This window comes from Dinghuibacter silviterrae (assembly GCF_004366355.1).
Taxonomy (GTDB): domain Bacteria; phylum Bacteroidota; class Bacteroidia; order Chitinophagales; family Chitinophagaceae; genus Dinghuibacter; species Dinghuibacter silviterrae.
In genome coordinates this window covers 1,752,733-1,769,073 of the sequence record NZ_SODV01000002.1, presented here as the reverse complement: position 1 = coordinate 1,769,073, position 16,341 = coordinate 1,752,733, and the positions used below count along the sequence as shown (strand labels likewise).

Here is a 16,341-nt window from a genome sequence, read left to right as displayed (position 1 = left end):
TTTTATGAAAGCCGCAGGCCGCCTTTTGGTGGTTGACGGTTGACGAGCTGTTGCGCTTTTTCCATTGCGCGGTCCAAGTGCAGGTCCATGCTGACGTTGAATACTGAAGGAGGGTCAGTATTTCCCGGAAATGAATAGGCTCTCATGTGCGGGCCGGTCTGCCCATGCAGGCCTTCCAGGGACAGCGTCATCTCAGTAGGTATAAAGCGAAAGGCAAACCGGGCACGGAGCGGGTACCCGGTCGGGGATTTTTTTTGATCCAGGCGCAGGACAAAAAGGTGGTGCTTGTCTGGGTGGTGTTCAATCCCTGTCAGCAATTGTTCACGCAGCAGGTGTTCGAAGCGTTCCGTTTGTGGGGAAGGAAAGACAGGAAGATAGCCTGCTTTTTGAAGGGCTTCGCGCTGTTCGGCGGCCATTTGGTCAAGATCGTCCCGCACTGCCGGTTCCGGGTAGTCCCTTACTGAGCGGGTGAATTGCTGTATTTGCTGCATAAAGCGCTGCCTTCCCAACAACTCTTCATGGATGGCAGTGGGCCGCTTTAGGTTTTTGAATGGATCGGCAATGTCATATTGCGTACCAATGTCACCCAGGCGTGCGGAAAGTTCTTCCTGGTAAATGAAAGGGTATCGGGGACCGACCTTGAACTTGAATGAAAATCGTACAACGTCCTGGTCATCCCGGAAATACCCGTACACCGGGAAAGACAAGCGTTTAAATTCATCATCCTTATGCAGGGATGCCATCGTGGTGGACACGAGCTCGGACAGCCTGCGATGATAATCACCGGGGTTGCTGAAGGCGTGCAGCCCTTTTTCTGAATATCCTTTGAATTTCAGCATGGCTATTTCGGTAGCGATCAATTCGTCAAACGTGGGCATAATGGTGGTGATAAGGGTGATGACTAGGATTATCGGTGACGGGGTATGGCCTTGCCCGGAGCTGGCGATGGTCTTGCCTGCAAGGCCTGCGGCAGGTTTTTCTTTTCCACCAGGTGAAGGCGCTGATATACGGTTTGCGCGTCGGGCAACGCCCGGTACTGGTCCTTGGGGATCATATAGACTTGCGGCTCTCCCTGCATGCGGGCTTCCAGGCTGCACAGGTGTAGTTTCAGGCCATTGGGATCGTATTCGAAATTGAATTTGTAATGGACGGGGTCTTTGTCCGCGCCAAAGTAGCCTGTGGTAGGAACGGACAGGTCCATCAGCCCACTGGACATAAACGCATCGTTGACCACTTCCTGGAAGGCCTCCGTCAGCCGTTTCATGAAGGCGCCTTTCGGTTCGGGTGAAGAAAGGGAAACCTCGTCATAGTGTTTGGCGATGACCCAATCCTGGTGAACGTCCAGTATGCGTGCAAAAAGGCTCATAAGGATAGTTATTGAGTTATACCGTACAGTGAGGAGATCGTGTTGAGGTCGTCTGCGTCTTTGGCGCGTTGCAGGCTGAGCTGGATATTGCGGTTGCTGAATTGCCGCAGGTCGCTGGTTTGCCGGGATATGTCGTTGCTGGCGCCGGCGATGATCTTCATCCGGTCGGCATCGGACATTTGTAAACTGAAACTTTGCAGGATCAGCAGGATCTGGTCGAGGCTTTTGACGCTCTGCCCAACGACGCCAGAATAGAGATCGTGGATATGGGACAGCTCCGCGGTGCTGAAATGTGGGTCTTGCTGGATCAGCGCCCAATCCTGTTTATACTCGCGCATCAGCTCCTGCTGCTGTGCAATGATGCCGGTCACCTGTCGGAGGTAGGAAATGACGGTTTTGACTTTCCACAACTCATCGAAGTATTGGCCATACAGGTCTTTGAACTGCTGTTCCCAGTCCCCGATCTGCCCCAGTTGCAGCTTGGACAATTCATTCTCGACAGCCTTCTGTGCGTTCTGTAGGTCAATAGTGGCGTTCTGTAGCTGCTGCACCTTCAGGTCGATGGCCTTGATGATGGCCTTCAGGGCATCGCCAATGATGTCGATCTGCGCCTGGCTGCGTTGGGTGGGCGCCAGGGCGAGCCCTATGAGCAGGATAAAGACACTCCATTTTTTGTATCGGTTCATGGCTATTTTTTTAAGTAATGGGTTCTGTGGGCTCAGCCTGCTGGCGTACCAGCATGGCAATACCCCGTTTCATGCTCCCGTATTTTTTGGCAAAGGCCTGCACTTTCATCTTTTCCTTTTCCTCGGTGGTATAGGCCAGGTATTCTTCCGGGCTGACCTCCGTTCGGTAGACCTTGCTAATGATCCCGCCCAGGGAGATAAAAACCTCTTTGTACTTTCGCTTAGGGTCGTTGGCCTTATTGATCGAGAGCACCAGGGCTTTTTCTTTGTCGGACAACCCCAGGAGCTGCTGGATCTCGTGGAATTTGTTTTGAAATTTGGATTGGTCCAGGAGGATCTTACAATCCGCATTATTGATGATCGCTTGTTTGATGACGGGCGACGAAATAATATCCTCCACCTCTTGCGTCACGACAATGGCCTCCCCGTAAAACTTGCGCACCGTCTTGAACAAATATTTGATGTACTCGGCCATGCCTTGCCGCATGATCGCCTTCCATGCCTCCTCTATGAGGATGATCTTTCGGATACCCTTTAACTTCCGCATCTTGGAAATAAACAGGGACATGATGACAATTGTCGTCGTGGGAAAAATTGTCGGACTATCCTTGATCGCGTCAATTTCGAAAACGCAGAACCGTTGGTTCATAAGGTCCAGATTCTCCCGGGCATTGAGCAGGTAGCCAAATTCGCCGTCTTTGTAGTAAGGTTTTAGCACGTACAGGAAGCTGTCTATGTCGAAGTCTTTGTCCTTGATACCCTGCTCGCGGAGCTGGTGGGCGAATACATCGCGCGTGTATTCGTAGAAAGTATCGAAGCAGGGAAACACCTCGGGGCTGCCAGCCAGGTGATCGAAGTAGGCCTGGATGGCGTTGGATAAGGAAACATATTCAGCGCGGCTGTAATTTTCATCGTCCTTTTTCCACAGGGCCAGGATCAGGACCTTGATGCTTTCCCGTTTTTCGGTGTCCAGGGTCTCATCGCCCAGGTAGAAAGGATTGAACTTGATGGGGTTTTCCTCGGTGTACGTGAAGTAGTACCCGTCGAGTAATTCACAAAGACCGCGGTAGCTGTGTCCCACGTCGATGATCACGGCATGGGCACCTTGTTCGACATAACTGCGCAGCATCGCATTGGTAAAGAAACTTTTGCCTGAGCCAGGGTTGAGGTGCGTACCGGGCCACTTAATTAAAAATGGCCCGGTACGCACCGCTTGGGCCTAATATGAATTTATTTCTGTTGCTACAAATACCCCTCGTTACCGGCTCATCTGACAGGTCTGCGTGGACTGGCAAACCGCTGATCCTTTCCCCCAGGCGCATACCTACCGGAGACACAGAGCTGCGGTAGTTTGTCTCTACATTCAGAAAACAGGATGCTTGTTCCGCAAAGGTGTCGAAGGTCTCCTGTAGCGGAAGGTCGCCCGCATTGCCCGGCATCCCGGCCCAAAAAAGCTGCGCGATGCTGGCGGTCTCCTGGTGGGCGCGGGCGTCCATCTGGGCTAGGGCGGCGGATACGGCATTGCGAACGTCTGCCCGGCGATCGGGTTTGTCGGTCCAGGAGAGTATATTAAAATGAGCCTTAACCGGAAGGCGCTGCTGGCTGATTGCTTCATTGAGAAAGGCGTTGGTGGCGTCGCGGCTGATGCCGTTCTCGCGGGAATACGAGGAAAGGGATTGCAGCCGGAGCCGTTTGGCTTCCATTTTTTTTAGGGTGGCCCGGGCGTCGTCCACGACGATGTACTGGTTATACAGGTGATTGCAGGAAAGCATTTGTCCCAGCGGCGCAGCAAACCCAATGGAGAACTTGCTTTTGTCTGTGGAATACTTGTCGTAATTGATGCGCGGGCCACACAGGCCGGGCAGGTCCTCCACATCGGCCAGGGTAAAGAGCTGGCAATACTGGTCCCCTACCCGCAGGTCCGGGCCGATCTCCAAGTCCCTGATCACGGGCTGCTGCTGCGGATGGAGCAAGTAACAATATCGTTCCAGCAGGCCTGGACGATCCGGGTGGCTTACCAGCTCGTCGGTGGGAATGGACCGCAGCTCCAGGTAACCAGAATCTTTCAACACACGTACGAACTGTCCTGCCTTATCGAGAAAGTTCTCGCGAACCTTTGGATCGAGCGTCTGGAGGGGCGCCAGCGAGTTCCTGAACAGTCCGCTGTTCAGAAAACTGGCGGGGCGCCGCTTGTCCGGTCGTTTGGTGAGAAACAGATAGCACTGGTGGTCCAGGTACGGCCGTTCGTTAAAGAACCGTTCGCTGGCGCGGGCCAGAAAGGTGGGGTCCCCTTTGTCAAATTCGGCGTGGTAGCGGCTTTCTACAAACCAATCCTGTTTGTGGACTATGCTGTGATCGGGCAGCAGCCGGATCGCCTTGATCCAGGCCTGGTGCAGCGCTTCAAAGTCATCCCCGGAGAGGGTGAAGATTTCCGGCAGGGTCACTTCAAAGGCGAGGGTCATGTCTCCCTGCCGGGAAAGAATACAGTCCTGTTCTACTTTGTAGATGGGCATGATATGATCGAGGTACTTATTGGTGCGCATGGGTTGAATCTTTTAGATTGATAAAAAGGCGGCGGGAGCGGGTCCGGATCGCACGGGGCAGTTGTCTGCTGGCCATTTGTTTGGCCAGGCCGTGTTCCCCGTATTTTTTGGACATAGTTTGAATGACCAGGACCAGGCCCCCGCCGCCGGGTACCACGATCGCCAGGCAGATATAGATGTTGACACCGGTCATGTACAGGATCGCAAAGAGCAGCAGCAGGATGACCATGCCCACCGCGAGGTATACGATGTACTGGGCGCGAATGCCTTTAAACTCGATGCTGCGGTTGATGCCTTTGTTGATGTCGTAGACGGTAGCCATGATGGTTATTGAATACCGTAGAAACTTTTCAAAACCGTGGCGACCACGACCAAAAAAATGCACGAGCCAAACCACCCGGCGGCGAGCTTGTTCGTGTTCTGTTCACCGGAGTTCCAGGCGTTGTAGACTTTCACGGCGCCCACCAGGCCAACTACGGCGCCAATGGCATACAGCAGATTGATACCGGTGGCGAAATACCCTTTGACCATGCTGGTGGCCTGGTTGATTCCGGCGTTGCCGTCTGCATTTTGTGCATGGACGGCAATCGCGGGGAGGGTGATGAGAAGGGACAAGAGGGTTGCAGAGGCAAAGGCGGGCCTTTTCCTCGATGGGAGGGAGCACATAAGAAGGAATTAAATCAGGTTAAAAAAGTGGGTGGAGTTGGGGGTGGAACTTAATACGGGTATACGTTACCGTTAATTTATAGACACGATGAAAGGATCAGGCCGCGGGGACCTCCCACAGGGCCGCCAGGTCGTCGGCGGTCAGCGTAAGGTTGCAATCACGGCGGACGGTAATGGCGACAAAGTTGTTGATGGCCTCGAAATACTCGGTGTTCCTGAACAGAGGGTACTGCTGTACGATTATCCGAACGGCCGTAAAGACTTCCTCGGGACTGATCGGATGCAGAGCGATGGTTCCCGGGGACTCGTGCCGGGTGACGATCTCGTTTACCGTTTCCTGGATCTCTTCGACAACTTTCTCCGCTTCTTTGAGCAGGATGTCCTCGTCCTCGGGCAGATCGAACAGGTAAGGTTCATCCGGCTCGTCGCCGTCATCGGGCAGATCGGCCTGTGCGGTTGGGTGATCGGCCGGCTTATCTATAAGGGGAGGCAGATCTACATCGCCGGCGACGCGGAGGGTACCCGGCCCTGCCGGAAGTACATTGCTGGAAAAGAGGCTAAAGAATCGCTTCCGGTAGGCCAGGAATATGATCAGGAAATAAAGCAGGCAGGCTCCCAGGATTGCCAGGGCCAGGTGGGGGGAAGGGAGACCGTTGTACATATCTTGTGTTTTTTGCTGTGATGAATGGTTGAACGTTGTACAGCAAAGATGGCCTCCCAGGAAGGCGGCTTCTCACAGTTTCGAAAGGTGTCGAAAGATTTCTGGCAGGTTGATGCAATTTATAAAAGGGTTTTTTCACGGTGGTTTGTGAATGATTCATTTCCTATTTTCCACCTAATTAAAGGTCAAATGAGCATATCTATCCCCACCATTGCGAAACTTCGTAAGCATCTTTCTGACAACGGGCTAAAGCTGGAACATGATCTTCCGGACGAGATAGTACGTGAGAGCAGGCAGTTTCAAATTGATATTATAACTGAGGAAGATGAAACGGAGCAACAGCATGATATTGTCATAATGGAATCCAAGCTGCCTTATGTTTGCATTTCAGTGGAGGACGGCGGCAAGATTTTCATAATCCCTTTACTGCCCGTTTAAATACAAAGACAGGCAATACACTATCCAATCCGAAAATTTCACGAACTTTCCGGACTAAATCCTTCTTATGGTCACCATTGAGCGAGAGGATGCCCAGGCTTGTATTACTGGAAGCGCAGCCCGCTACTTTGTGATTTTACTGGAATTCGAAAACGGCTTGCTGGAAGCCTGGCGTGGATTTCATTTCTCAGGGGTGGCAGGCGACAACCGGGATATTACGCTTATACCCAGGGAGCAGGCTTTGGAACAATATAAAAAGGCGGGTGGGTTCGGCGCTGATTTTCTACCCGGTCAAGAGGGGCCGGCCAAATTGAGGATCATTCCCGTGATGTAGAATTAAGAAAGGCTACTTATCATGTCTTTCCTCGATCCGCTTAATGCGCAGCAATAGCTTGTCCCTAAGTCTATCAATGTAATTGGTGTAGCCTGTTTTGCGGGAAAGGATCTCCTGGAACGTTTTCAGGTAGTTGCCCAGGTTGACATGAAAGGCCACCTGAAGGGTTTCCATGATGTCTTTCAGGTCGGCTTTCCCATCGTTGAATACGCCCTGGGATTGCAGGGCATAGGCCAGCTCGATCAGGCCTGTTTTGGAGTCTGTCCAGCGCAGTCGCGGCGCCAGTTTTCCATCCACGGAGCTTTGTGTTTCGGAAAGGGTGTCCTGGAGGTATTGCTGTAAAAGATCGCCGGCCACGATTCTGGACAGCGTATACCCGAAGGTCATCGCCATGTCAGTGATGGGCGGAGGAGACAGGAAATGGGTGGGAGTAAGGGGAGCTTGTTCGGGGCGAACGAAAATGCGGTCATCCAGGTAAGTTGACCGGCTTCGGAGATAACGATAAATAAAATCCTGTTCGGTTGCCAGGGCTGCCTCCCGGTGCATGGCATCGGTCAGGTAAGCCGCAATCGTCTGCTTATTGCTGATAGGACGCCCCACCTCCAGGGTGTACACCTGCGAGGCAAAAATATAGCGGCTGCGAAAATAGCCGATCGTATCCCTGAAAAAGGACACTTCCTGCTGGCTATTCTCAAAACTGTATCCCTGGATGGATTCAAGGGCCCTGCCACTGTTCTCCCGGCAGGTGTCCTCTATATCCTTGCAAAAGGTAATGGGATCAGCTATGTGGACGCTGGATTCGTTGATTCGGGTTTCCGTCTGCGTCACCAACTGCTCCCATAGGGCAGGCCGATTGCTGTAGGTGTTGTGCATACAAACGATTTGTAGCACAAATTCCTTGAAGGGAACTACCCACAGCAATGCATGGACGGATCAGCCGGCAAAATGGAAAAATCGGGTAGGATTATGGGAGTAAAACTACTTATCTAAAGTACATATGTATGGTGGTACTTTTTGCAGGGAGTGTTAGGCCAAAAGATATAAAAGAGGTGCCAGCTATGGTTTTTGGCTGGTCTCTTTCAGGATGAATTTCAGCAGTTCCTCGGGTTTCACTTTGGATGCATGAGCCAGTCGTTTCAGATCGGAGACCGTGAACCGGCTGGGATCGAGGAGACGCTTGGCAAGCGTGTTGTAGTTCAACCGCATGATGATCGTCAATTGTGTAATGGGGATTATAGTGCCAAGCTGCTTCATGGTACGAAAACTCCCGTTTTCAAGGCTTGTACGAAAGGCACTCCAATACGCGTCCAGGGGGTGTCGTTTTATCCTGGTTATGGTTTTTTCGGAAAATTTCATATCGAACTAGGATTGGTTTGTGAAAAATGGGATTGATAAGATTTAATACTTTGTCATTTACAATTAAAACAATCGAGCAAAGCGAAATAACCTATACGAACATTCGAAAAATTGCAAACTGATCACTTGTGTAACATCATTGCTATTTCCAGTGGGTTTATGCGATGAATAACTAAAGACAGCCAATTTTAATGGGTCACTCTCTTGGCTTTATTCTTTCAGTATTTAAAAAGAAAGGTGGCGCACCCTTCTCGACAAAAATGTTTGTCGCAATAGGTTACAGGGAACGCCCTGTGTGTTTTAATAGTAGGCATGTGAACTGTTAAGTCTATTTGTGTACCTGATTGCGGACGGGTATAGGAAAGGCATGGCCTGTTTCGCAGCCGGAGATTACTACCACATTTTATCGAGCAACAAATGGAATACGAACTGCGGTTATGGGCCGAAACGATCAGTAATTACAAGGCGTTGACTGTTCAAACGCTGGAAAGTAGATTGCGGGCGGAGAACAAACGGATTCTTGCTGCCTGGGTACACGTCCTTGACACCCCCGAATGGCCTGAGCCGTTCAAAGTGTCCTGGCTGGAAATGTATGACCAGGAGATCAGCCGCCTCATGGATCGCGTCAGCCCCCAAAGACATAGCGACAGGAAAACCGTGCTGATCACCCGGCTGGCGGAACTGATCGCCCATATTACTACGCTCCAGGCCCGCCTGCGACCGATGAAACAGGAGAACTACCTCAACCTCAAAAAGCCATTTGGTTTACCCGCGCCAGCAAGCATGTACTTTCAGGCGAGGATCGAGAGCATCGACATTCTTCATTTCCTGCAACAGGATACTACCCGTTTGTTGGAATCTACCGCGAACAGGGAAGCGGAGATCCGGCTTTTGCAAGGGATCATCGGCTACCGGCAGTTAGTACGGGCCTTATCCGGTGTCAAGTCAAAGCCACGCCGGTCGGATTTTGAAGCGCAATACCTGGAATGGCTGGATGAGTTATGCGCCACACGCGGCCTGATCCGGTTCAAACTACCGGTCAAGTGTACCTATAAAGAAATAGGGATGGCCATCGCCGTACTCAAAGAAGGGAAATTCCTGGGCAAAGTGGTGGAGAAAAGGCTGGCTGATACTGCGGCCGCTCTTTTTGAATGCCGGCAATCCAGCAATGAAAAAACGCCGAAGGTCAATCAGGTACAGATCGGTTTGAATGAAACGTCGCCCCGTGAGCGGGAAAAGATCCAGCGATGGTTGGAAAACCTGTTGGCTGTTGTCACAGCAACCCCGAAAAGTTCCAATGGCCCCGGCGGGAGATTCACGTTTCCGGCGGAAACCCAGGTAAAGAAAGCTGTTTGACCTGGAGAGCATATTTATTGATCCAGTTTCTTATAGGTAAGCGTTAGTATTTGTAAGGTTTCACAAACCCATTGCGGGTTTGATTCGGCCCGCTGCTTTCGCAGTGGGCTTTTTCTTGCCGGGTTTTGCGATCACTTATATTTCATTACTACACCAGAACTATATAAATTCTAAAGTTTTTTTCAATGTAATAGAAAACCTACAACCTTTTTACACACTCTTTAACCATTTGTTAAATGGAAAATCTCCGCATTAAGACTTACGTGGAAATACGTAATATTGGCTCGGGAGCTTTTCCGGCCTTATTGAGCCACAAGGCTATTGTCAATGAACCTATCCTGCACCTGGTTGTTATCAAAACGAGGACAAATAAAAACTGCTTTTCTGGTGTTTTTGTGCCTTTGAAACGTTCTAGCTTGAATGCGGCTGCATGAAAATGCGCCGGGACAAAGCCACCAGTATAGCCAAAACCAAGCGTATAAACCGATCATGGCGACACTGGCAAAACATAGAAAGGCAAAACCATTCGAGGAAAACAACCGGTTGACGTATGATACCTTTAAGGAGCTGTTCTATTCGCTTTCTCCCAGGATGATTATTTACGCCAATGATTTTGTAGAGGACGACCTGTTATCTGAAGATATTGTCAGTGAGGCTTTCATGCAAATATGGCAACGCAGGGAGAATCTGACCTTCGAGAATGAAAACCAGTTTAAGGATTATCTCTATAAGACAGTAAAATCCCGCGCCATTGATCATCTCAGACTAGCTAATAAAGAGAAAAAGCTCCAGGAGCACCTGGAATACCTGGAGCATGACGGAGCGATCACCTACAACGAATCGTTGGTGGCGATCGAAAAGGCTATCAAGGCCCTGAGCAAAGAAAACCGGTCGGTGATCGAGCTGCTGCTGGAGGGCTATGATCCCAAAGCTATAGCCAGCCAGCTCAATATTACAGAGGCTATTGTCCGTAAACGCAAACAGCGCGGTATTGCCTCGCTCAGGAAGAACCTCAACCAGCAAGCTCTTGCAATTCCCATGCTGGTGCTCCTCGGCTGCAGCGAGGGCCTGTCTTTCACGAACCATATCCACTAGCCTGATTATCCTTATTTTTTATTTTTCAGGCACTGTTTGTCCTTCAAGTGCGAGGGAAGTCCCATCGTGTCCCTATATGAAGAAACACAGCATTTGGAAAGCGTTTCCCCATTCTCCTGCCATTGTGATCATTTTCTAAACTTTCAAAAAAAAACGGGTCGACCGGTCACAAAATCATTCTTTTTACTGTTCTAATAGAAATCTCCGTATAAATACGGAGATGCCACCATCGACATGACAAGGAAAAAGATCCATACGAAAGAAGAGGCGGCCGATAGCATGAAAGAACTGGTTCTTAACCAGTTAAATAATACGTCCGCTGATGACGAGCTGCTGGCTTTGTTGGAAGAGTGGATGCAATCTCATCCGGAAGACCGGGAGGCTTTTGATCGGTTGAAGGACCCGGCAAAGCTCCGGCAGCAGCTCATCCGCCTGCGTCGCTCAGAAAATTCAACCCATACATCCTTTCGCAATATGATGCGCCGCATCGAACCGGCTCCCCAGAGGATACCGACCATCGCCTGGTACCTTTCCGGCGCAGCGGCAGCGGCAGTTATTTTTTTCCTTGTCTTCCGGGACATTCGGGGAGTGGTACATACTCCTGTTCCCACTCCTGTTGCACAGGTCCGGGACATTCCACCGGGAAGCAACCGGGCAATCTTAACCCTTTCAAATGGCTCCTCTGTAACCCTCAGCAGTCAGGCCAGCCTCAACCTTTCGCAGGGCGCCGCCCGGCTAACCAGTCAACCGGGCGGCCTGCTGGCTTATGAAAGCAAAGGTTCCGCAAATGAACCGGTCCTGTACAACACCGTCTCGACCCCTCGCGCCTGCCAATATGTTTTGCAGCTATCCGATGGGACGAAGGTATGGCTGGATGCGGCCTCCTCTTTGCGCTATCCGGTTAATTTCACGGGATCCACCCGCGAGGTGGAGCTGACGGGACAGGCATATTTCGCCGTAGCTCACCGATCGCAGACATTTATCGTTCATGCGGGGGGCATGTCCATCCACGACCTGGGCACTGAATTTAACGTCAATGCGTATGCGGATGAAGGGGCACGTGTCCGTATGACCCTGGTGGCCGGCTCCGTCAGGGTGGTCTCCGAAGGAAAAGGCAAAGTGTTGATACCGGGTCAGCAGGCCGACGCATTGCCGGGCAGCTTGACGATAACAGCCCCGGAGGATACCCGTGAAGCTACCGCCTGGAGGGACGGCCTTTTCTATTTTAAAAGCCAGGACCTACATGAGCAGCTAAGAGCGGTGGCACGCTGGTATGACGTGGATGTCCGATATGAGGGCAATATTGATTTTACGCAAAGGATCATAGGCAACGCTCCCCGGAATGAGAACCTGAGTCACCTGATCCACATGATCAATCTCGTCGGCATCCATTGCAAGCTAGTGGACCGGACAATCGTAATAATGCCATGATGACAATAAACCAACCTTTTCCTATGCAAGCCCCGGTGATCCGGTGGGGCCTTATTCAAAAACCGATCAGGGACGATCTTATCGGTGTGGAATGGGCTTACATCGTCAAGCACCTGTCAGAGGACATTTTCGAGGTCAGGCTGATTGCTACGATCTCCGGAATTGAAGCAGAAGAATGGACGGCACAGCGTAAATTCTTTGATGTGGACGTACAGTTCAGGGAGAGTATGCTACTTTCCTATGAAGGCAAGCCGTTGGCCGGCCATCTTCAGGAAAAAAGGGAAAGCTGTAAGCGATTGGTCGTTCGTCAAAAGGTCCGCATCCCGGCCAATAAATGTCATTGGATAGAGGGCATTATCCGGTGGTCGATAGGAACAGACCAGGAGGATGAAATGGCAATGACTGAACGTGCTCACTTTTCGATCAGCCTGAATAGTGAGACTATCGTTGCCCGCAGCCCCAGGAAAACAAACGCTTTATAATACATCCGGTGACGTCAGGTTGTAGACCTTTGATCCCGGTTTTGTATAAATGGTTTTAGTCTTTTCTCATGTCGCTGTTGTCCCGGGGGATGTATCTACGTTCCCCGCTGACACAGCATCATTAGCCTCTATCCGAACCATTGAACCGTCGCGTTGCAATCATGAAAAAACCTTTGCCTGCCGGCGGCAGCTAACAAATGAATAGCCCAAACCAGGTTAACAGTTGTTGACTAGGCGCTTTTCATGATCGGCCCGATTGCATCCAATGAAAGAAATGCCATCCGGTACATAAAAAAGCCGCAGGGTGTTGTAACCACCGTTGCGGCTGAATATGTCCCGGGTGAAAATTGAAGTACTTCCGTGCGGGAGGTATGTAATCATTTTATCAACCCAAAACACAAACAAAGGTATGAATTTCCTGCAATTACGCAGTGTTACCAGAGGCTTACTGCAATCCAAAATCGGTCTGTGCATGAGAATTACCGCCATCATCCTGCTTGCCGGCTGTCTCCAGGTCAGCGCCCGGGGATATTCCCAGGAGAAAGTAACGCTTCATCTCCGGAATGTATCCCTGGAAAAAGCGTTCGACGCCGTTTTCAACGTGACGGGCTACCACTACCTGGGCAATTCTAAATCGCTTAGCCTTTACCAGCATGTCACCGTGGATGTAAAGGACGCCACGCTCGATGAGACCCTGCATAAAATACTGGAAGGTACTCCCCTAACCTACCACCTGGAGGACCGTTTTATCATCCTGACACAGCGACCGGCGGTTGTTCCGCAACACTTTATGGAAGATGGGCAACCTCCTTTAACTATACATGGTAAAATCACTGATAAGAATGGGAAACCGCTTGCGGGGGCGTCGGTTTCCCTGGTGGGTACCAATAGGGGGACCAGTACGGATGAGGCGGGCAATTTCAGCCTGGACAGCGTCCCCGTCAATGGGGTCCTCCTGATCAGCCATGTGGGCTACGATGCGATCGAAAAACGGGTGAAAAAAGGCGAGTCTATCGACATTCGGCTTGACCAGCATGTCGCAGTGCTCAATGACGTATCTGTCACTTATCAGACAGGTTACCAATCCATCTCCCGGGAAAGGGCCACCGGCAGTTTCACCCAACCGGAAAAGGAAATGTTTGACAACAGGATCAGCCCGGACGTCGTGAGTAAACTGGAGGGCATCACCAGTGGCTTGCTCTTCAACCGTGACGCAACCGGAAATTCGAGCTTGTTGATCCGCGGCCTCAGCACCATCAATGCCTCCACCGCTCCGCTCGTCGTGCTGGACAATTTCCCTTACGACGGCGATCTGAACAGCATCAATCCCAACGACGTAGAATCGGTCACCATCCTTAAGGACGCTGCGGCCGCGTCGATCTATGGGGTCCGCGCCGGCAATGGGGTGATCGTCATCACCACCAAAAAAGGACGCATCAACCAGCCGCTGCGTATAGATGTGACGGCCAATTACACTGTCAGCGGCCGTCCCAATCTTAATTACAATAGAAATTTTTTGGATTCTAAGGATTTTATTGGCTTTGAACAGACGATGTTCTCACAGGGGTATTATGCGAACTACTTCAAAAAGACCTACAATATTCCCGTTAGCCCCGTCGTGGAAATGCTGGAAGCAGAAGCAAGGGGGCAGCTCTCCGCGGCTGATGTCAATGCGCTGATCGCCAGTTTAAGCCAGATCGACATTAGGAATGAATTGAGCAAATATTTCTACCGTGGCCTGGGCAATCAGCAGTATGCTATCAGCCTCACCGGCGGCTCCGACAAAAGCAGCTACCTGATGTCCATCGGCTATGACAAAGACCTTTCCAACCTGGTCAACAATACCAACCAACGACTGACCATCAATTCGGTAGCAACGTTCAGGCCGATCAGGAACCTGGAGATCAATGGGGGCATCACGTATCTTACCGGCAAAACGTATGCTAACTCGATCGTCAACAACCTGAGCTCCGGTGGCATCAACAACAATGCGATATATCCTTACGCTCAACTGGCCGATGCGCAAGGTAACCCGCTCCCGGTCGTGCGGGATTTCCGGGACTCCTTTTCGGTCGCACAGCAGGCCAATGGTTTCCAAAACTGGCTGTATTATCCGCTAAAGGAAAAAAACTGGTCCGACAACACGACCACGACTAGCGATACCAGACTTAGAACGGATGTAAAATATTCTATTATCCCGGGGGTTAGTGTTGAGGGACTATATACCTATGAAACGGGAACCAACTATAACAGGATCATTTACTCCGACAGCACCTACTACACCAGGAACCTGATCAATAGGTATTCTGCCACCCAAAACAAGAAGTTCTCTAGCTATGTTATCCCTCCGGGTGGCATATTGAATCAAACCACATCGCAATATTTTTCCAACAACGGACGCATACAGCTTGACATTAATCAAAATTTCCGGAACGATGTATGGGCCTTGGTAGGCGGATTTGAAGTAAGACAGGTCAAGGGCACTATCAATACCCCTACGACCATGTATGGCTATGACCCCAATACTGACGCTTCCAGTTTTGTCAATTTCACGACTTACTATCCGACTTATCCCTTCGGCTCCAACACTATTCCCTACCAGTTCAACCTTGAACATACGCTGAACAGGTATAGGTCCTACTTTCTAAATACATCATATGCCATTCATGGCAAATACATCACTTCTGTAAGCGGCAGGATCGACCAAACCAACCTGTTCGGTGAAAAGACCAACGCTAAGACGATACCGCTTGGTTCTGTTGGAGAAAAATGGAATATCAGCAGGGAAAAATTCTATAGAATAAACTGGCTACCGCTATTGGACGTACGGGCCACTTACGGCTTCAATGGGAATATCATCAATAATGGAACTGCTTATACTACGGAATTAAGCGCCAACAATGGAACGCTTTACTTTCCTCCTTCATTTCTGCAAGTATCCTCACCCGGAAACCCTAGCCTCACCTGGGAACGAATAAAGATTGCCAACTTCGGAGCAGACTTCGCCTTATTACCAAAGCGTACCATCACCGGCTCAATTGAATATTTTATCAAACGTGGTGTCGATCTCATCGGCAGCGAAGCGGTACCGTCCAGCACGGGTTTTACCACCGCGACATTGAATTATGCCGACATGAAGGGCAAAGGATGGGATCTTTCCATTACCTCCGACAACCTCCGGGGTCGACTTCAGTGGACAACCCAGTTTATTTTAAGCTATGCAACGGATGTGGTTACGAATTACAAAGGGGATATAACCACCTTCATTGTACCCGGAAAGCCGGTTGAGAGTCTTTTTGCCTATAAATGGGCGGGCCTTGACCCCCAAACAGGAGATCCAATGGGCTATGATACTACCGGGAAGGTAAGTAAAGACTATGGCCAACTGACGGCTGAAACCGCCGGTCAGGATAAGTATAGCGGCCGCACGATCCCCACTACCTTCGGTGGTCTCCGAAACACCTTCCACTACGGGCCTTTCACCTTTTCGTTCAATATTTCATATAAATTCGGCTACAACTTCCTCCGTCCTTCGATCAACTACACCAACCTGATCACCGCGTGGAAGGGCAACGTCGATTATGTGAATCGGTGGCAGGCCCCCGGTGATGAAAAAAAGACCAACGTCCCCTCCATTCCGACGCTGCCGCTCGACCAAACCCGGGATCTATTCTACGCCGGCAGCGCCGCCCTGGTTACCAGCGGAAATCATATCCGCCTCCAGGACGTCTTGATCAAATATGACCTACCTATCCGCAAATGGAAAATTTCAACCTTTAAAAGCCTCTCTGTGGAGGCCTATGGAAACAACCTGGGGCTTTTGTGGAAAGCCAACAAATTCGGTATCGACCCGGATTACCAGGCTGCCAACTATGTAAATCCACGCACCGTATCCTTTTCATTAAAAGCAACACTTTAAAAAAACAC

17 protein-coding genes are annotated in these 16,341 nt (G+C 50.6%); 7 read left to right on the top strand and 10 right to left on the bottom strand.

Annotation, left to right across the window (positions count from 1 at the left end; genetic code table 11):
* Window positions 1-2 precede the first annotated feature (2 nt).
* The 8 genes from EDB95_RS24430 to EDB95_RS24400 all read right to left on the bottom strand — a co-directional run bounded on the left by EDB95_RS24430 (window position 3) and on the right by EDB95_RS24400 (window position 5,922).
* Entirely contained in the window at window positions 3-878 is an 876-nt protein-coding gene (locus EDB95_RS24430; protein ID WP_133998728.1) for a hypothetical protein, read from the bottom strand.
* A gap of 29 nt (window positions 879-907) precedes the next feature.
* The gene (locus tag EDB95_RS24425; protein ID WP_133998725.1) at window positions 908-1,366 is read right to left on the bottom strand and encodes a hypothetical protein; all 459 of its coding nucleotides are present in this window, start codon (window positions 1,364-1,366) and stop codon (window positions 908-910) included.
* Between the two features lie 8 nt (window positions 1,367-1,374).
* On the bottom strand, window positions 1,375-2,052 hold the full coding sequence (locus tag EDB95_RS24420; RefSeq protein WP_133998723.1) for a conjugal transfer protein TraI: 678 nt from the start codon (window positions 2,050-2,052) through the stop codon (window positions 1,375-1,377).
* A gap of 10 nt (window positions 2,053-2,062) precedes the next feature.
* Complete coding sequence (locus tag EDB95_RS28085) at window positions 2,063-3,181, bottom strand: TraG family conjugative transposon ATPase (protein ID WP_262710561.1); 1,119 nt, start codon at window positions 3,179-3,181, stop codon at window positions 2,063-2,065.
* Between the two features lie 55 nt (window positions 3,182-3,236).
* The gene (locus tag EDB95_RS28080) at window positions 3,237-4,595 is read right to left on the bottom strand and encodes a TraG family conjugative transposon ATPase (protein WP_262710560.1); all 1,359 of its coding nucleotides are present in this window, start codon (window positions 4,593-4,595) and stop codon (window positions 3,237-3,239) included.
* Complete coding sequence (locus EDB95_RS24410; protein WP_133998721.1) at window positions 4,582-4,917, bottom strand: DUF4133 domain-containing protein; 336 nt, start codon at window positions 4,915-4,917, stop codon at window positions 4,582-4,584. The genes EDB95_RS28080 and EDB95_RS24410 overlap by 14 nt, the downstream gene beginning before the upstream one ends.
* Window positions 4,918-4,922: 5 nt before the next feature.
* Window positions 4,923-5,261: a DUF4134 domain-containing protein gene (locus EDB95_RS24405; protein ID WP_133998718.1), complete on the bottom strand. Its 339-nt coding sequence runs from the start codon at window positions 5,259-5,261 to the stop codon at window positions 4,923-4,925.
* A 97-nt stretch (window positions 5,262-5,358) separates the two neighbouring features.
* Window positions 5,359-5,922: a hypothetical protein gene (locus EDB95_RS24400; RefSeq protein ID WP_133998716.1), complete on the bottom strand. Its 564-nt coding sequence runs from the start codon at window positions 5,920-5,922 to the stop codon at window positions 5,359-5,361.
* A gap of 189 nt (window positions 5,923-6,111) precedes the next feature.
* On the opposite strand from EDB95_RS24400, the gene EDB95_RS27410 reads away from it, so the two are divergent.
* Together EDB95_RS27410 and EDB95_RS24390 are read left to right on the top strand one after the other, a co-directional pair.
* Window positions 6,112-6,360, top strand: coding sequence for a hypothetical protein (locus tag EDB95_RS27410; RefSeq protein ID WP_162852775.1), 249 nt, complete (start codon window positions 6,112-6,114; stop codon window positions 6,358-6,360).
* Between the two features lie 67 nt (window positions 6,361-6,427).
* Window positions 6,428-6,694, top strand: a complete 267-nt coding sequence (locus tag EDB95_RS24390; RefSeq protein WP_133998711.1) for a hypothetical protein — start codon at window positions 6,428-6,430, stop codon at window positions 6,692-6,694.
* A gap of 12 nt (window positions 6,695-6,706) precedes the next feature.
* On the opposite strand, the gene EDB95_RS24385 is transcribed toward EDB95_RS24390, so the two are convergent.
* Together EDB95_RS24385 and EDB95_RS24380 are read right to left on the bottom strand one after the other, a co-directional pair.
* The gene (locus tag EDB95_RS24385; protein WP_133998708.1) at window positions 6,707-7,567 is read right to left on the bottom strand and encodes an RteC domain-containing protein; all 861 of its coding nucleotides are present in this window, start codon (window positions 7,565-7,567) and stop codon (window positions 6,707-6,709) included.
* A gap of 183 nt (window positions 7,568-7,750) precedes the next feature.
* Complete coding sequence (locus tag EDB95_RS24380) at window positions 7,751-8,050, bottom strand: hypothetical protein (RefSeq protein ID WP_162852774.1); 300 nt, start codon at window positions 8,048-8,050, stop codon at window positions 7,751-7,753.
* A 417-nt stretch (window positions 8,051-8,467) separates the two neighbouring features.
* Here EDB95_RS24380 and EDB95_RS24375 point away from each other — a divergent pair, with 417 nt between their 5' ends.
* The 5 genes from EDB95_RS24375 (at window position 8,468) to EDB95_RS24355 (ending at window position 16,333) form a co-directional block, all read left to right on the top strand.
* Window positions 8,468-9,406 carry a hypothetical protein gene (locus EDB95_RS24375; RefSeq protein ID WP_133998702.1) on the top strand — a complete coding sequence of 313 codons (939 nt, stop codon included), beginning with the start codon at window positions 8,468-8,470 and terminating at the stop codon, window positions 9,404-9,406.
* Window positions 9,407-9,826: 420 nt separating this feature from the next.
* Entirely contained in the window at window positions 9,827-10,501 is a 675-nt protein-coding gene (locus EDB95_RS24370) for an RNA polymerase sigma factor (protein ID WP_133998700.1), read from the top strand.
* Window positions 10,502-10,735: 234 nt separating this feature from the next.
* A complete protein-coding gene (locus tag EDB95_RS24365; RefSeq protein WP_133998697.1) occupies window positions 10,736-11,932 on the top strand; it encodes a FecR family protein in 1,197 nt (398 codons plus the stop codon).
* Window positions 11,929-12,414, top strand: coding sequence for a hypothetical protein (locus tag EDB95_RS24360; RefSeq protein WP_133998694.1), 486 nt, complete (start codon window positions 11,929-11,931; stop codon window positions 12,412-12,414). The genes EDB95_RS24365 and EDB95_RS24360 overlap by 4 nt, the downstream gene beginning before the upstream one ends.
* Window positions 12,415-12,886: 472 nt before the next feature.
* Complete coding sequence (locus tag EDB95_RS24355; RefSeq protein ID WP_162852773.1) at window positions 12,887-16,333, top strand: SusC/RagA family TonB-linked outer membrane protein; 3,447 nt, start codon at window positions 12,887-12,889, stop codon at window positions 16,331-16,333.
* The last annotated feature ends 8 nt before the right edge of the window (window positions 16,334-16,341 follow it).

Excerpts from the sequence above, each read along its gene's own strand:
- EDB95_RS24430 (WP_133998728.1), bottom strand. The coding sequence starts at position 878 with ATGCCCACGTTTGACGAATTGATCGCTACCGAAATAGCCATGCTGAAA.
- EDB95_RS24425 (WP_133998725.1), bottom strand. The coding sequence starts at position 1,366 with ATGAGCCTTTTTGCACGCATACTGGACGTTCACCAGGATTGGGTCATC.
- EDB95_RS24420 (WP_133998723.1), bottom strand. The coding sequence starts at position 2,052 with ATGAACCGATACAAAAAATGGAGTGTCTTTATCCTGCTCATAGGGCTC.
- EDB95_RS28085 (WP_262710561.1), bottom strand. The coding sequence starts at position 3,181 with ATGCTGCGCAGTTATGTCGAACAAGGTGCCCATGCCGTGATCATCGAC.
- EDB95_RS28080 (WP_262710560.1), bottom strand. The coding sequence starts at position 4,595 with ATGCGCACCAATAAGTACCTCGATCATATCATGCCCATCTACAAAGTA.
- EDB95_RS24410 (WP_133998721.1), bottom strand. The coding sequence starts at position 4,917 with ATGGCTACCGTCTACGACATCAACAAAGGCATCAACCGCAGCATCGAG.
- EDB95_RS24405 (WP_133998718.1), bottom strand. The coding sequence starts at position 5,261 with ATGTGCTCCCTCCCATCGAGGAAAAGGCCCGCCTTTGCCTCTGCAACC.
- EDB95_RS24400 (WP_133998716.1), bottom strand. The coding sequence starts at position 5,922 with ATGTACAACGGTCTCCCTTCCCCCCACCTGGCCCTGGCAATCCTGGGA.
- EDB95_RS27410 (WP_162852775.1), top strand. The coding sequence starts at position 6,112 with ATGAGCATATCTATCCCCACCATTGCGAAACTTCGTAAGCATCTTTCT.
- EDB95_RS24390 (WP_133998711.1), top strand. The coding sequence starts at position 6,428 with ATGGTCACCATTGAGCGAGAGGATGCCCAGGCTTGTATTACTGGAAGC.
- EDB95_RS24385 (WP_133998708.1), bottom strand. The coding sequence starts at position 7,567 with ATGCACAACACCTACAGCAATCGGCCTGCCCTATGGGAGCAGTTGGTG.
- EDB95_RS24380 (WP_162852774.1), bottom strand. The coding sequence starts at position 8,050 with ATGAAATTTTCCGAAAAAACCATAACCAGGATAAAACGACACCCCCTG.
- EDB95_RS24375 (WP_133998702.1), top strand. The coding sequence starts at position 8,468 with ATGGAATACGAACTGCGGTTATGGGCCGAAACGATCAGTAATTACAAG.
- EDB95_RS24370 (WP_133998700.1), top strand. The coding sequence starts at position 9,827 with ATGCGGCTGCATGAAAATGCGCCGGGACAAAGCCACCAGTATAGCCAA.
- EDB95_RS24365 (WP_133998697.1), top strand. The coding sequence starts at position 10,736 with ATGACAAGGAAAAAGATCCATACGAAAGAAGAGGCGGCCGATAGCATG.
- EDB95_RS24360 (WP_133998694.1), top strand. The coding sequence starts at position 11,929 with ATGATGACAATAAACCAACCTTTTCCTATGCAAGCCCCGGTGATCCGG.
- EDB95_RS24355 (WP_162852773.1), top strand. The coding sequence starts at position 12,887 with ATGAGAATTACCGCCATCATCCTGCTTGCCGGCTGTCTCCAGGTCAGC.